The following is a 14,242-nucleotide window of genomic DNA, read 5'->3' as shown; positions in this document are numbered from 1 at the left end:
CTTTTTTCAGGCCAAAGCGAACCCAGGCCCTTCCCGGAGGAAGGGCGACGGGGTCGGATCGGCGTATTTATTGGGATGTTATATTATTTCTTTTTGTGTCGGTAGACCCGCGTAGCCACTCTGCATGGCGTCGTGCCGACGTGCAGCGGCAATGTCCGCATGCCTGCCGGCGAAGAGGAACGGGAAAGTTCCGCAGCCAGGAGTTTTCCGCAAAAACTCCAGAGTCTTTCGCAAGAATCGCCCCTCTCGCAGCCACTACATTCCGCTATCCGCTGGTGCCTCGCGCCGGCGGAATGGGCCTGACCCATACTGATCCGTATTCCCGCGCCACAGGACGTGCCGCGCCGCCGGCACAACCCGCCGGCGGCGGTGCCCCGGGCAATGGACGCCTGGCCGGACTTCTTTCAATAACAATGGCTCCACAAGAGGAGGGCGTGATGTTCAAAGCCAGTCACGTCTTGCAGGGCGAGGACCAGACCCGGTCCGCAGCCGAATTCTTCCCTGTCATCAGCGCCAACTACGCGGTCGACGAGGAAGCCTACCTGGGCGAACTGCTGCAGCTCGCCGACCCCGGTCCCGATGGCATCGAGGCTATCCGCCGCAACGCCCGCGCACTGATCGAAACCGTGCGCAGCCGGGACAACGCCGTCGATACCCTCGACGCACTCCTGCGCCAATACAGCCTGGACACCCAGGAAGGCCTGATGCTGATGTGTCTGGCCGAGGCGCTGTTGCGTGTGCCTGACGCGGCGACCGCCGACGCGCTGATCCGCGACAAGCTGTCCGCCGCCGACTGGCAGCGCCATCTCGGCCAGAGCGACAACGTTCTGGTCAATTTCGCCGCCTGGGGCCTGGTGATGACCGGCAAGGTGGTGAACATCGACGAACGCACCGACGGCCGCGCCCCGAGCGTCATCAGCTGGCTGGTGCAGCGCTCTGGCGAACCAGTGATCCGCGCCGCGATGAACCAGGCGATGAAGCTGATGGGCAAGCAGTTCGTGCTTGGCCGGACCATCTCCGAAGCGCTGAAGAACGGTCGTCCATGCCGCGAGCAGGGCTACACCTATTCCTTCGACATGCTCGGCGAGGCCGCGCTGACCGCCGCCGACGCCGAGAAATACATGGCCGACTACCGCCAGGCCATCGACACCGTCGGCGCCGAGCCGCAGGTCGGTCCGGGGCCGCGGCCGTCGATCTCGATCAAGCTCTCGGCGCTGCATCCGCGCTACGAAGTGGCGCAACGCGAGCGGGTGCTCAGCGAGCTGTTCGCCAATGTCCTGGAACTGGCGGTGCGCGCGCGCAAGCTGAACGTCGGCATCACCATCGACGCCGAGGAAGCCGATCGCCTGGAGCTGTCCCTCGAACTCTACGAGAAGCTGATGCGCGACCCGGCCATCGCCGGCTGGGGCGAGTTCGGCCTGGTCATCCAGGCCTACTCCAAGCGCTGCCTGCCGGTGCTGGTATGGCTGACCCTGCTCGGCCGCGAGCTTGGCGCACGCATCCCGCTGCGCCTAGTGAAGGGTGCCTACTGGGACAGCGAGATCAAGCAGTGCCAGGTGCAGGGCGCCGATGGCTACCCCGTCTACACCCGCAAGGAAGGCACCGACACTTCCTACCTGGCCTGCGCCCGCTACCTGCTCAGCGAGCACACCCGCGGGGTGATCTACCCGCAGTTCGCCAGCCACAACGCCCACACCGTGACCGCCATCCTCGCCCTGGCCGACGAAGCCAGGGCCGCCGGCGGCGAGGAGCGCGACTTCGAGTTCCAGCGCCTGCACGGCATGGGCGACGCGCTGTACGACACGGTGATCGAGAAGTACCGCCGCAACGTGCGCATCTACGCCCCGGTCGGCGCGCACAAGGACCTGCTGCCGTACCTGGTCCGGCGCCTGCTGGAGAACGGCGCCAACTCTTCCTTCGTGCACAAGCTGGTGGACCCGCGCGTGCCGGTGGAGACGCTGATCCAGCACCCGGTTACCCAACTGCGCCAGTTCAAGACGCTGGCCAACGACCGTATCCCTCTGCCCCAGGCGATCTTCGGCGCCGGGCGGAAAAACTCCCAGGGCATCAACATGAACATCCAGAACCAGTGGAACGAGCTGGAGCTCGCCTACAAGCCGCACCTGACCCGCCAGTGGCAAGCCGCGCCGATCGTCAACGGCGAGAAGCTCTCCGGCCCGGCCCACGAAGTGCGTTGCCCGTACGACCTGGAGAGGCTGGTCGGCAGCGTCCAGTACGCGTCCGCCGAGCAGGCCGGCAAGGCCCTCGACGTGTTGCAGGCGGCCTGGCCGCGCTGGAGCGCCACCCCGGTGGACGAGCGTGCCGGCATCCTCGAGCGTCTCGCCGACCTGCTGGAAGCCCAGCGCGGCGAGCTGATGGCGCTGTGCACCCTGGAAGCCGGCAAGTCGTTGCAGGACGGTATCGACGAGATCCGCGAGGCGGTCGACTTCTGCCGCTACTACGCCCAGCAGGCCCGCCAGCGCCTGGTCCGCGAGGAACTGCGCGGCCCGACCGGCGAGCGCAACGAGCTGTTCTACGAAGGCCGCGGCATCTTCGCCTGCGTCAGCCCGTGGAACTTCCCGCTGGCGATCTTCCTCGGCCAGATCAGCGCCGCGCTGGTGGCCGGCAACACTGTGCTGGCCAAGCCGGCCGAGCAGACCAGCCTGATCGCCGCGCGCACCGTCGAACTGATGTTCGAAGCAGGCCTGCCGAAGGACGTTATCGCCCTGCTGCCGGGCGACGGCGCCACCCTCGGCGGCGTGTTCTGCCGTGACGCGCGGGTCGCCGGGGTGGCCTTCACCGGCTCCACCGACACCGCCCGCATCATCAACCGCCAACTGGCCGAGAAGCCCGGCGCCATCGCCACCCTGATCGCCGAGACCGGCGGGCAGAACGCGATGATCGTCGATTCCACCGCTTTGCCGGAACAGGTGATCAAGGATGCGGTACAATCCGCGTTCACCAGCGCCGGCCAGCGCTGCTCCGCGCTGCGCGTGATGTACGTGCAGCAGGACATCGCCGAGCGGGTGATCGAGTTGCTCAAGGGCGCCATGGCCGAGCTGAAGGTCGGCCCGACCGACGTGCGCGTCAGCGACGTCGGCCCGGTGATCGACGCCGAGGCCAAGGCCGGCCTGGAGCAGCACATCGCCGCGCTGAAGGCCGCCGGCAAGCTGATCGCCGAGACCAAGGTGCCGGGCAACCTGAACGGTCACTTCGTCGCTCCCGTCGCGTTCGAGATCAGCGGCATCGACGAGCTGAAGAAAGAGAACTTCGGCCCGGTGCTGCACGTGGTGCGTTATGCCGCGCAGGACCTGGAAAAGGTCGTGCAGGCGATCAACGCCACCGGTTTCGGCCTGACCATGGGGGTCCATAGCCGCAACGAGGAAACCGCCCGTCGCATCGAAGAGCTGGCGCGGGTCGGCAACCTCTACATCAACCGCAACCAGATCGGCGCGGTGGTGGGCGTGCAACCGTTCGGCGGCCACGGCCTGTCCGGCACCGGTCCCAAGGCCGGCGGGCCGAACTACCTGCTGCGTTTCGTCAGCGAGCGCACCACGTCGGTGAACACCACCGCGGTGGGCGGCAACGCGTCGCTGCTGTCGCTGGCCGACGCCGAGTGATACTCCGTTCCCGGGCGCCTTGGCGCCCGGGTCGGTTTCCGGGGTTCGCCGCAGCGAACGCCGAGGGAAATGACCGCCGTTCCGGTGCGTGCCCGGAACGGACCATAAAGGACGATTTTCCCTGCCCGACAGGGGAGGGATCGTGAGGCGTGGGCCTGTTCGGACTCGTTTGAGGCCACCCACGTTTCCGGCTTGCTCCGGCAAGCGCTCACGGAGTGACGCCACAAGCGCCATTCTGCCAACCAAGGGCCCGCTACCCGTTGCTTGCACACGCAAGGGCCCGGATAAAAACAAGCAATAGGGGAGTCCCTATGAGTGTCAATACGCCCACGCTGATCACCTTCGTGATCTACATCGCGGCCATGGTCCTGATCGGCCTGGCGGCATATCGCTCCACCAACAACTTCTCCGACTACATCCTCGGTGGCCGCAGCCTCGGCAGCTTCGTCACGGCGCTGTCCGCCGGCGCCTCCGACATGAGCGGCTGGCTGCTGATGGGCCTGCCCGGCGCGGTGTACCTGTCGGGCCTGTCCGAAAGCTGGATCGCCATCGGCCTGATCGTCGGCGCCTACCTCAACTGGCTGTTCGTCGCCGGCCGCCTGCGGGTGCAGACCGAGCACAACGGCAACGCGCTGACCCTGCCCGACTACTTCACCAACCGCTTCGAGGACAACAGCCGCCTGCTGCGGATCTTCTCGGCCCTGGTGATCCTGGTGTTCTTCACCATCTACTGCGCTTCCGGCATCGTCGCCGGTGCGCGCCTGTTCGAGAGCACCTTCGGCCTCTCCTACGAGACCGCGCTGTGGGCCGGCGCCGCGGCGACCATCGCCTACACCTTCATCGGTGGCTTCCTCGCGGTGAGCTGGACCGACACCGTGCAGGCCTCGCTGATGATCTTCGCGCTGATCCTCACCCCGGTGATCGTGATGCTCGCCACCGGCGGCGTCGAGCCGACCTTCACCGCCATCGAGCTGAAGGACGCGACCAGCTTCGACATGCTCAAGGGCGCCTCCTTCATCGGCGTGATCTCGCTGATGGCCTGGGGCCTGGGCTACTTCGGCCAGCCGCACATCCTGGCGCGCTTCATGGCCGCCGACTCGGTGAAATCGATCCCTGCCGCGCGCCGCATCTCCATGACCTGGATGATCCTCTGCCTCGGTGGCGCCGTGGCCGTGGGCTTCTTCGGCATCGCCTACTTCCAGGCGCATCCGGAGCAGGCCGGCGCGGTCAGCGAGAACCCCGAGCGGGTATTCATCGAGCTGGCCAAGATCCTGTTCAACCCGTGGATCGCCGGCGTGTTGCTGTCCGCCATCCTCGCCGCGGTCATGAGCACCCTGAGCTGCCAGCTGCTGGTCTGCTCCTCGGCGCTCACCGAGGACTTCTACAAGGCCTTCCTGCGCAAGGGCGCCAGCCAGCTGGAACTGGTCTGGGTCGGTCGCGCCATGGTGCTGCTGGTGGCGGTGATCGCCATCTGGCTGGCCTCCAACCCGGAAAACCGCGTGCTCGGCCTGGTGTCCTATGCCTGGGCCGGCTTCGGCGCCGCCTTCGGCCCGCTGGTGCTGTTCTCCCTGCTGTGGAAGCGGATGACCCGCAACGGCGCGCTGGCCGGCATGATCGTCGGCGCGGCGACGGTGATCCTGTGGAAGAACCTGTTGGGCTGGACCGGCCTGTACGAGATCATCCCCGGCTTCCTCTTCGCCAGCGTCGCCATCGTCGTCTTCAGCCTGCTCGGCAAGGCGCCTTCGACGAGCATGCTCAAGCGCTTCGACGATGCGGAGCAGGAGTACCGCGAGGCGCACCAGGGTTCCGCCGCTCCGGTAACCCAGCGCTGATCGAGCCTGCGGGCGGGTAAAGCGCCCGCGCATGGAGACGGCCCGCCCCGCAAGGTGCGGGCCGTCGTTTTTTCCGGCGGCTGCTGCGCCTCTCCGCGCAGGACGGATAACGGCAGCCGCGTTGTCCCTGTCCCGCCGCGCCGCTCAGGCGTCCCGCTCCAGCCGGCAAGCGTGCCCCGACTGTCGTGCCTCCAGCCTCAGCCATTCGAAGAATGCCTTCACCGGCGGATGACGTTCCCGTCCGGGCACGCATAGCGCGCTGTAGCCGGCGCCGTCGACACTGATATCCGCTCTGTAGGGTTGCAGCAGGCCGCTGGCGACGCTTTCCGAAACCAGGATCGAACTGGCCAGCACCAGTCCCTGGCCGGCGATGGCCGCCTGCAGGGCATAGTGCTCCTCGTCGTACTGGCGGATCACCGGCTGGCCCTCCATCCAGTCTTCGCCGGCCTGCGCGCACCAGGCCTCCCAGCCGTGGGCGTAGAGCCTGGAGTTGTGCCAGCGCACGCTGATCAGGGTCGGCTGCCGTTCTGCGGCCAGGGCGACCTGGGCCGGCGAGCCGTAGACCGCGAAGCATTCGTCGAACAGGCAGAGACCGTAGAAGTTCGGATGGTCGTCGAGGCTGTAGCGGATCACCAGGTCGATGCTGGCGTCCTGGTGCAGGTCGAGGACTTCGCAGTTGGTGTCCAGGCGCAGGTTGATCTGCGGGTGCGCGGCGTAGAAGCGGCCGAGACGCGGCACCAGCCAGAGGGCGGCGAAGGCCGGGGTGGTGGAGACCGTCAGGTTGCCTACGCTGCGCTGCGGACGCAGCGTGTCGACGCTCTGCGAAATTTCCAGCAGGGCCCCGTGCAGGCTGCGGAACAGCCGTTCGCCGCAGTCGGTCAGGCGCACTTTCCGTGGCAGGCGCTGGAACAGCGGAACGCCGAGCCAGGCTTCCAGCGAACGGATCTGGTGGGAAACCGCGGTTGGCGTTACCGCAAGCTCCTCGGCGGCGGCCTTGAAGCTCGACTGGCGGGCCGCCGATTCGAAGGTGCGCAACGCGGTCAGCGGCAGGGAAGCGAACATTGGAATCTCCATGGGTGAACTGAATTCACCCTGAACAACTATTGCTCATTTGTCGGGAACCCCCGCTGCCAATAATTTCTGGCTCCAGGAGAAGGGCCTTGAGGCCATTCGAGTCTAGCCGAATCCAAGGAGATACAGATGAGTAGAATTCTTGCAGTGCATGCCAGTCCGCGAGGCGAGCGCTCGCAGTCCCGGCGTCTCGCCGAGGTTTTCCTGGCGGCCTATCGCGAAGCCCATCCGCAGGCCCGCGTGGCTCGCCGCGAAGTCGGCCGGGTACCGCTTCCGGCGGTCACCGAGGCCTTCGTCGCCGCCGCCTTCCATCCCCAGCCGGAACAGCGTTCGCTGGCGATGCAGGCCGACCTGGCGCTGAGCGACCAACTGGTCGGCGAACTGTTCGACAGCGACCTGCTGGTGATCTCCACGCCGATGTACAACTTCAGCGTGCCCAGCGGCCTGAAGGCCTGGATCGACCAGATCGTGCGCCTCGGGGCGACCTTCGATTTCGTCCTCGACAATGGCATCGCCCAGTACCGGCCGCTGCTGCGTGGCAAACGTGCGCTGATCGTCACCAGTCGCGGTGGCCATGGCTTCGGCCCGGGCGGCGAGAACCAGGCGATGAACCACGCCGATCCCTGGTTGCGCACCGCGCTGGGTTTCATCGGCATCGACGAGGTCACGGTGGTCGCGGCGGAAGGCGAGGAATCCGGCGGCAGGTCCTTCGAGGACTCCTGCGCCGAGGCGGAACAGCGCCTGCTGGCGCTGGCGCGGTCGGCCTGAGGAGCCGCCATGGCCTGGTTCCATCTGCTGGTGGCGGCGGCCTTCGAGGTCGCCTTCGCCATGGGCATGAAGTTCTCCAACGGCTTCGGCAGGCTCTGGCCGTCGTTGCTGACGGTGGTCGCGGCGATCGGCGGGATCTATTTCCTGACCCTGGCGCTGCGCGAGTTGCCGGTCAGCGTCGCCTATCCGATCTGGACCGCGATCGGCTCGCTGGGCACGGTGTTCCTCGGCGTCCTGCTGCTTGGCGAGAGCCTGACGGCGGTGAAGCTGGTTTCTGTCGGGTTGATCGTCGCCGGGGTGGCCGGGCTCAAGTAAGCGATGCGGCATTTGGCCTACAATCGGCCGCGTTTCCGTTCCTTCGAGAGCAGCCATGCTGACCACCCTGGCGGTGTCCAACTACCGCACCCTGCGCGACCTGGTGATGCCGCTGCGGCGCCTGAACCTGATCACCGGCGCCAACGGCGCCGGCAAGTCCAACGTCTACCGGGCCTTGCGCCTGCTGGCGGACAGCGCGCGCGGCGAAGTGATCCCGTCGCTGGCGCGCGAGGGCGGCCTGCCATCGACCCTGTGGGCGGGACCGGAGGACATCAGCCGGGCCATGCGCAGTGGCGCCCAGCCGATCGAAGGCAGCGTGCGCCGGCAGTCGGTGAACCTGCGCCTGGGCTTCGCCGGGGAGGATTTCGGTTATTGCATCGACCTCGGCCTGCCGGAGCCAAGCCAGAGCAAGTTCGGTCTCGACCCGGTGATCAAGCGCGAATGCATCTGGGCCGGCCCGTTCCTGCGCCCGGCCAATGTCCTCGTCGACCGTCGCGGGCCGTTGTTGCGCGCACGCGGCGGCGGCGGTCGCTGGGAAGTGGCGGCGCAGCACCTCGCCACCTTCGACAGCATGCTGGGCGCGGCGGTGGACCCGCGACAGGTGCCGGAACTGCTCGGCCTGCGCGAGCGGATCCGCTCCTGGCGCTTCTACGACCATTTCCGCAGCGACGCCGAGGCACCGGCGCGGCGGCCGCAGATCGGCACCCATACGCCGGTGCTGGGCGCCGACGGCGCCGACCTGGCCGCGGCCCTGCAGACCATCCGCGAGATCGGTGATGCGGCGGCGCTGGACGAGGCGGTGGACGATGCCTTTCCCGGCAGCCGCCTGCACATCGACAACCCGGGAGGGCGCTTCGAAGTGCTGATCGAGCAGCCCGGCCTGCTGCGGCCGCTGCGCACCGCGGAGCTGTCGGACGGCACCCTGCGCTACCTGCTGTGGATCGCCGCCCTGTTGTCGCCGCGGCCGCCGGCGCTGCTGGTGCTCAACGAACCGGAAACCAGCCTGCATCCCGACCTGCTGCCGGCCCTCGGGCGCCTGGTCGGCCAGGCCGCGCAGCACTCCCAGGTGCTGGTGGTGTCGCACGCCGCGCGGCTTGTCGCGACGCTCGAAGAGCACCCGGAATGCCATTCGCTGGGGCTGGAGAAGGACTTCGGCGAGACCCGCATCCAGGGGCTGCGCGAGCTGGACCGGCCGGCCTGGTACTGGCCGGTGCGCTGAACCGCTACAGGCGGCCGATCTGTTGCGGCGACAACGGTACCTGGCAGCGGGTGGCGGTGCGTGGGTCGAGGTAGTCCCTGAGGAGCGGTGCCATGCCCTTGAGTACCTGCACTGGCAGGGCCGAGGTGAACTTGAACTGGCTCGACTCGCTGCCGTCGACGTAGGCGGTGAGGGTACCGAAGTGCCGCGGGCCGATGTAGAAGACGAAAGTGGCGGTGCGGTTCAGTGCCTTCGAACTGCGCACGTGGCCGCCGGCGCTGAAGGTCTGCAGGCGGTTGTCGCCGGTGCCGGTCTTGCCGCCCATCACCAGTGGCGCGCCGTCCGGACGGCTGAAGGTGCCTTGCAGGCGCCGCGCGGTGCCGGCGTCGACCACCTGGGACAGCGCGTTGCGCAGGGTCGTGGCGACCTCCGAGGTCATCACCCGCTGGCCGAGGGTGGCTTCCGGGGCGAAGCGCGTCTGGTAGGGCGTACCCAGGGCGAAGTCGAGGTGCTCCAGGCGCAGGGTCGGCATGCGCACGCCATCGTTGACGATGATCCCCATCAGTTCGGCCAGCGCCGCCGGGCGGTCGCCGGAGCTGCCCAGGGCGGTGGCGTAGGAGGGCACCAGGTGATCGAAGGGATAGCCGAGTTTCTTCCATTGCTGGTGCAGGTCGAGGAAGGCCTCCACCTCCAGCAGGATGCGGATGCGCTTGTCGCGGGCGTTCTTGTGCCGCGACTTGAACAGCCAGCCGTAGACCTCCTTGCGCTCGGCGCCGCTGGCCGCCACCGCCTCGCCGAAGGTCGCCTGCGGCTGCTTCTGCAGATAGCCGAGCAGCCATAGCTCCAGCGGGTGCACGCGGGCGACGTAGCCCTGGTCGTTGAGGTTGAACTTGCCCGGGCCGTAGCGCTCGTACAGCTCGGCGGCGCGCTTGTCGGTCAGGCTGCCGCGGGGCAGGCGTTCGCGGAGGAAGGCGCTGAAGCTCGCCAGGTCGGCCTGTGGCTGCAGGTAGCGGTGGATCGCGGCCAGCCGCACCGGCCAGGGACGCAGGCCGTCGAGGAAGGTCTCCAGGCGCTGGTTGGCGTCCTTGTCGCGGTACTTGACCCAGAAGCGGCGCAGGTAGACCTGGCTTTCCTTGTCGACGAAACGGTCGAGGTAGTCGGCGCGGCGCGGGTCCTTGTCGTCGGCCAGCAACTGCACCTTGCTCCCGGCGTTCTGGTAGATATCGTGGCGGATCAGGTCGCGCAGCAGGCGCACGAAGGGCAGGTTGATCGATTCGCGCAGGGCTTCCAGCAGCATCGGCCGGCGGCCGTTGTCTTCCTTGCGGAAGTTGTTGAAGGTGTGCAGCCCGCCGCCGGTGAAGAAGCTCTCGTAGGGGCTGGCCGAATAGCGCCGTTCCATGGCCGCCTGGAGCATCGCGGAAAGATCGCGGTCGCGGCTGGCGACCAGGTAGTCGATGCCCCAGCGGAGGATGAAATCGAGCGGCTCCACTTCCACCTTGCGCAGCTCGGCGACGCTCATGCCGCCATAGTCGCGGTGGATCTGCGCGACGGTCTCCAGGTAGCTGGCCAGCACCCGTAGCTTGGCGGTGGAGCCCAACTCCAGCTTGCTGCCTTCGTTGATGTCGAAGGGCTGGTCGGTGTTGTCGGTCTGCACCCGCACCTGGTTGCCGCTCGGCGTACGTTCGAACAGGGTGAAGCTGTAGCGTACCGAGCGGGTCGAGGTCGGGGTCAGCAGGCGTTCGCCGATCAGCCCGAGCTGGGCGGCGTAGTCCGGGTCGGCGAGTTTCTGCAAGTAGGCGGTGACGCTTTCCTGCAACTCGTGCTGGAGGGTGGTATTGGCCCGCAGGTCGAGACGGTCGAGGTCGTACAGTGGCACGCCGAGCATCCCGGCCAGGCGGGTGCGAGCCAGGGTCACGCCCTTGTTGGTCGGCAGCGGTTGCACCGTCGGCTGGCTGCGTGGGTCGCGGAACGCCAGCTTCTGCGCCAGCGCCGCATCGCGTAACGGCGCCTCGATGACGCCGGCCTGGGTCAGGACCCGCAGGTGGCTGTCGGTCATCCGGTCCAGCTCGTCGCGGCCGCGCGGCGCCAGATAGAAGGAAGGCCGGCGGTGGGCGATCATCAGCGCCAGCACCTGGCGCAGGGCCAGGCCCTGGGCGGCGAGTCCGGCCTTGCCGTCGAGGGCCTCGCCGACCTGCCGGTAGTCGGCGCCGTACCAGACCCACAGGCCATCGGCCAGGCCGGTGACCTCGCCGTAGCCCGGCGCCGCCGACAGCGGCACCGAGTTGAGGTAGGTGAGCACGATGTCCTGGCGCGCGGCGAAGTTGGCCGGGCCTTCGCGATAGCTGCGTACGCTGGCCGAGAGCATCTGCCGCAGCTTGTCGCCGATGCTGCCGGTGCGCCCTTCGGCAGAGTGGCGGTATTTCTCGATCTGGGTCGCCAGGGTGCTGCCGCCGGAGGAGTGCGCGCTGAAGCCGAGCATCTTGCCGATCTGCGACAGCGCCGCCTGGGTGAAGCGACCCCAGTCCACCGCCGGGTTGAGGTAGGGGCGTTCGTGATCGAGCAGGTCGCGGTTCTCGATGAACAGCAGGCTCTGCACCGCCAGCGGCGGCAGGCTGGCGAAGTTCGCGTAGCGCCGTTGCGGATAGCGGAAGTCGTAGATCGGCACGCCGCGGCAATCGGCGATGTCCAGCCCGGCCTGGGCTTTTTCCGCGTAGGGCGGGAACAGCCGGTGTTCGGCGTAGCGCATCAGCGCCGGGGAGAAGTGCGCCTGGCGGGTGATGGCGTAGTCGCGGTCGTACAGGCGCTGCATGAACGAAGGCAGCAACTGGTAGCCGAGGCGGCGGTCGAAGGGGCCGTCCGCCGGGAACAGGATGGCCTCGCTGGGACCCTGGCGCACCTCGTAGTCCAGGGTCGCGGCGTAGCGTGCCAGCTCGCGTGCCTGCAACCGCGAGGTGTGCGCTTCGTGAAGGACCACGATGCCTACCGCGGCGAGGATCGGCAAGGCGAAGCCGATCAGCATCAGGCGTTGGCGGAGACGGCTTTTTCGAGGAGAAGCGGAGGCAGGGAGACTGCAGGGTTGCAGCTCGGAAGGGTCGTTCGTGGATCGTTCTGATGCACCCATGCTCGCACCGCCTGTAGCTGCGCAATTCATCCGCACCTGGGGGGAAGTCTAGTTGTCCCGCTGCAACCCTGCTGTCATTCGTGCAAGGAAAATCTCCCCGGCGGCAATCGGACGACCGAGGATTGGAGCGGCGTGGCGCAGGGGTTAGAGTGTCTGTCTGAGTTCCTTGTGTTTCGGGTCCGGAATGTCGATGCGCACACTTTTCCCCCTTCTCGTCGGTGTCGTCCTGGCGGGTTTCTCCGGCCTCGCGGCGCAGGCCGCGCCGGCGCCCTTCTACAAATGGCAGAGCAAGCTCGACGGCCAGGTCGCCTGCATGCAGACCTCGCCGGGAGACGGCTGGGTCAGGCTCGACGGCCCCTACCGCGACCTCCGCTGCCGCGAACCCCTGCGCTGACCCCATGGAGCGCAGCCGGCTGCTCGAGCGCAGCTGGCGCCTGCAAGGCCAGCGCGAAACCGTCCACTCCCGGCTCGGCCGGCCGCTGTCCCTGCTGCTGCGCGCGCGGCCCAGGGAGTGAATCCATTCAGCGTTGGCGGTCCTTACGCCTTTGGTCCAGTTGCCCCATCGCGGGGCATGACGGCCTTGAAATCTTGTGTAAAACTCCGGCCCGACCTCAGTTGTAGTCGACTCCCGCAATGCCCACGTTCGCTCCACGAGAGCGGACAGCCTCTTCCGGTGTGCAGTCCTGGAACCTATGACGCCCCGTCGTCGCCCGCTGTGCGGTATCGCGCAGGGGCCGCGCCGTTGGTGAAATCCGCTTCCCTACCCCGACCGCACGAGCGAGTCCGCAACTGATCTATCTCAATAACAAAATGAGGTTGTTCCCATGTCGTCTGTCGGCGAACAGAAGGTTCAAGACGGCTCCCTGAAGCGCGAGCTCGGTGAGCGACACATCCGCCTGATGGCGCTCGGCGCCTGTATCGGCGTCGGCCTGTTCCTGGGCTCGGCGAAGGCCATCCAGATGGCCGGCCCGGCCATCATGATCTCCTACATCCTCGGCGGCCTGGCGATCCTGGTGATCATGCGCGCCCTCGGCGAGATGGCGGTACACAATCCGGTGGCCGGTTCCTTCAGCCAGTACGCCAAGGACTACCTGGGCCCGCTGGCGGGCTTCATCACCGGCTGGAACTACTGGTTCCTCTGGCTGGTGACCTGTGTCGCCGAAATCACCGCCGTCGCCGTCTACATGGGTATCTGGTTCCCCGACGTGCCGCGCTGGATCTGGGCCCTGGCGGCCCTGGCGAGCATGGGCACGATCAACCTCATCGCGGTGCGTGCCTTCGGCGAGTTCGAGTTCTGGTTCGCCCTGATCAAGATCGTCACCATCCTGGCGATGGTGGTGGTCGGCATCGGCATGATCGCCTTCGGCTTCGGCAACGACGGCATCGCCACCGGCATCTCCAACCTCTGGGCCCACGGCGGCTTCATGCCCAATGGCATCCAGGGCGTGCTGATGTCGCTGCAGATGGTGATGTTCGCCTACCTCGGGGTGGAAATGATCGGCCTCACCGCCGGCGAAGCGCGTAACCCGACCAAGACCATTCCCAGCGCGATCAACTCGGTGTTCTGGCGCATCCTGCTGTTCTATGTCGGCTCGCTGTTCGTGATCATGTCGCTCTATCCGTGGAACGAGATCGGCACCCAGGGCAGCCCCTTCGTGATGACCTTCGAGCGCATGGGCATCAAGACCGCCGCCGGGATCATCAACTTCGTGGTGATCACCGCCGCGCTGTCGTCCTGCAATGGCGGCATCTTCAGTACCGGGCGCATGCTCTACAGCCTGGCCCAGCATCGCCAGGCCCCGGCCTTCTTCGGCAAGGCCTCGCGCAGCGGCGTACCGCGCCGGGCGCTGATCCTGTCGATCCTGGCGCTGCTGCTGGGCGTGTTGCTGAACTACCTGGTGCCGGAGAAGGTATTCGTCTGGGTGACTTCCATCGCCACCTTCGGCGCGATCTGGACCTGGGCGATGATCCTGCTGGCCCAGTTGCGCTTCCGCAAGACGCTCAGCCCGGCCGAGTGCGACAAGCTGCAATACCGCATGTGGCTGTACCCGGTCAGTTCCTACCTGGCGCTGGCGTTCCTGGTGATGGTGGTGGTGCTGATGGCCTTCTTCGAGGACACCCGCATCGCCCTCTACATCGGCCCGCCGTTCATCCTGCTGCTGACCGTCCTGTACTACGCCTTCAACCTGGCGCCGAAGGAGCCTGCCGGCACCGGCTCGGTAAGCCGCGCGGCGTCCTGAGCGGTGTAGCGCCGGAAAAGAAAAGGGGCCTCGGACGAGGCCCTTTTTTCGTTGCGCCGATATCCGGTCCGGTGCAT

9 protein-coding genes are annotated in these 14,242 nt (G+C 67.2%); 7 read left to right on the top strand and 2 right to left on the bottom strand.

The genetic code is table 11. The annotated features are described in order from the left end of the window. Positions 1-437 precede the first annotated feature (437 nt). The gene (gene putA / locus ACM0M4_RS22805; protein ID WP_012614477.1) at positions 438-3,620 is read left to right on the top strand and encodes a bifunctional proline dehydrogenase/L-glutamate gamma-semialdehyde dehydrogenase PutA; all 3,183 of its coding nucleotides are present in this window, start codon (positions 438-440) and stop codon (positions 3,618-3,620) included. Positions 3,621-3,931: 311 nt separating this feature from the next. After that, positions 3,932-5,452 (top strand): sodium/proline symporter PutP, encoded by a 1,521-nt coding sequence (gene putP, locus ACM0M4_RS22800; RefSeq protein WP_003103073.1) that lies wholly within the window; start codon positions 3,932-3,934, stop codon positions 5,450-5,452. A gap of 144 nt (positions 5,453-5,596) precedes the next feature. On the opposite strand, the gene ACM0M4_RS22795 is transcribed toward putP, so the two are convergent. Beyond that, positions 5,597-6,526 carry a LysR substrate-binding domain-containing protein gene (locus tag ACM0M4_RS22795; RefSeq protein ID WP_003123025.1) on the bottom strand — a complete coding sequence of 310 codons (930 nt, stop codon included), beginning with the start codon at positions 6,524-6,526 and terminating at the stop codon, positions 5,597-5,599. Positions 6,527-6,652: 126 nt separating this feature from the next. Here ACM0M4_RS22795 and azoR1 point away from each other — a divergent pair, with 126 nt between their 5' ends. Genes azoR1 through ACM0M4_RS22780 form a run of 3 tightly spaced genes read left to right on the top strand, consistent with a single transcriptional unit; the run spans position 6,653 to position 8,825 of the window. After that, positions 6,653-7,291 (top strand): FMN-dependent NADH-azoreductase AzoR1, encoded by a 639-nt coding sequence (azoR1, locus tag ACM0M4_RS22790; RefSeq protein WP_023129110.1) that lies wholly within the window; start codon positions 6,653-6,655, stop codon positions 7,289-7,291. 9 nt (positions 7,292-7,300) lie between these two features. Next, positions 7,301-7,606 carry a DMT family transporter gene (locus ACM0M4_RS22785; RefSeq protein ID WP_003103070.1) on the top strand — a complete coding sequence of 102 codons (306 nt, stop codon included), beginning with the start codon at positions 7,301-7,303 and terminating at the stop codon, positions 7,604-7,606. Positions 7,607-7,661: 55 nt separating this feature from the next. Beyond that, entirely contained in the window at positions 7,662-8,825 is a 1,164-nt protein-coding gene (locus tag ACM0M4_RS22780) for an AAA family ATPase (RefSeq protein ID WP_003109755.1), read from the top strand. A 4-nt stretch (positions 8,826-8,829) separates the two neighbouring features. Here the strand turns inward: ACM0M4_RS22780 and ACM0M4_RS22775 are convergent, their stop codons facing one another. Then, complete coding sequence (locus ACM0M4_RS22775) at positions 8,830-11,955, bottom strand: transglycosylase domain-containing protein (RefSeq protein WP_054376024.1); 3,126 nt, start codon at positions 11,953-11,955, stop codon at positions 8,830-8,832. A gap of 154 nt (positions 11,956-12,109) precedes the next feature. Here ACM0M4_RS22775 and ACM0M4_RS22770 point away from each other — a divergent pair, with 154 nt between their 5' ends. Beyond that, positions 12,110-12,319: a hypothetical protein gene (locus ACM0M4_RS22770; protein ID WP_009875978.1), complete on the top strand. Its 210-nt coding sequence runs from the start codon at positions 12,110-12,112 to the stop codon at positions 12,317-12,319. Positions 12,320-12,749: 430 nt separating this feature from the next. Further along, the gene (locus ACM0M4_RS22765) at positions 12,750-14,165 is read left to right on the top strand and encodes an amino acid permease (RefSeq protein ID WP_003103066.1); all 1,416 of its coding nucleotides are present in this window, start codon (positions 12,750-12,752) and stop codon (positions 14,163-14,165) included. Positions 14,166-14,242 lie beyond the last annotated feature (77 nt).

Source organism: Pseudomonas sp. 18-147 (assembly GCF_051048045.1).
GTDB classification, from domain to species: Bacteria; Pseudomonadota; Gammaproteobacteria; order Pseudomonadales; family Pseudomonadaceae; genus Pseudomonas; species Pseudomonas aeruginosa.
Note: the sequence above shows the minus strand (reverse complement) of the source record. Positions and strands in the feature narration are given on the sequence as shown.

Coding starts and splice junctions, on each gene's coding strand:
- ACM0M4_RS22795 (WP_003123025.1), bottom strand. CDS start 6,526: ATGGAGATTCCAATGTTCGCTTCCCTGCCGCTGACCGCGTTGCGCACC.
- azoR1 (WP_023129110.1), top strand. CDS start 6,653: ATGAGTAGAATTCTTGCAGTGCATGCCAGTCCGCGAGGCGAGCGCTCG.
- ACM0M4_RS22780 (WP_003109755.1), top strand. CDS start 7,662: ATGCTGACCACCCTGGCGGTGTCCAACTACCGCACCCTGCGCGACCTG.
- ACM0M4_RS22770 (WP_009875978.1), top strand. CDS start 12,110: ATGTCGATGCGCACACTTTTCCCCCTTCTCGTCGGTGTCGTCCTGGCG.
- ACM0M4_RS22775 (WP_054376024.1), bottom strand. CDS start 11,955: ATGAATTGCGCAGCTACAGGCGGTGCGAGCATGGGTGCATCAGAACGA.
- ACM0M4_RS22785 (WP_003103070.1), top strand. CDS start 7,301: ATGGCCTGGTTCCATCTGCTGGTGGCGGCGGCCTTCGAGGTCGCCTTC.
- putP (WP_003103073.1), top strand. CDS start 3,932: ATGAGTGTCAATACGCCCACGCTGATCACCTTCGTGATCTACATCGCG.
- putA (WP_012614477.1), top strand. CDS start 438: ATGTTCAAAGCCAGTCACGTCTTGCAGGGCGAGGACCAGACCCGGTCC.
- ACM0M4_RS22765 (WP_003103066.1), top strand. CDS start 12,750: ATGTCGTCTGTCGGCGAACAGAAGGTTCAAGACGGCTCCCTGAAGCGC.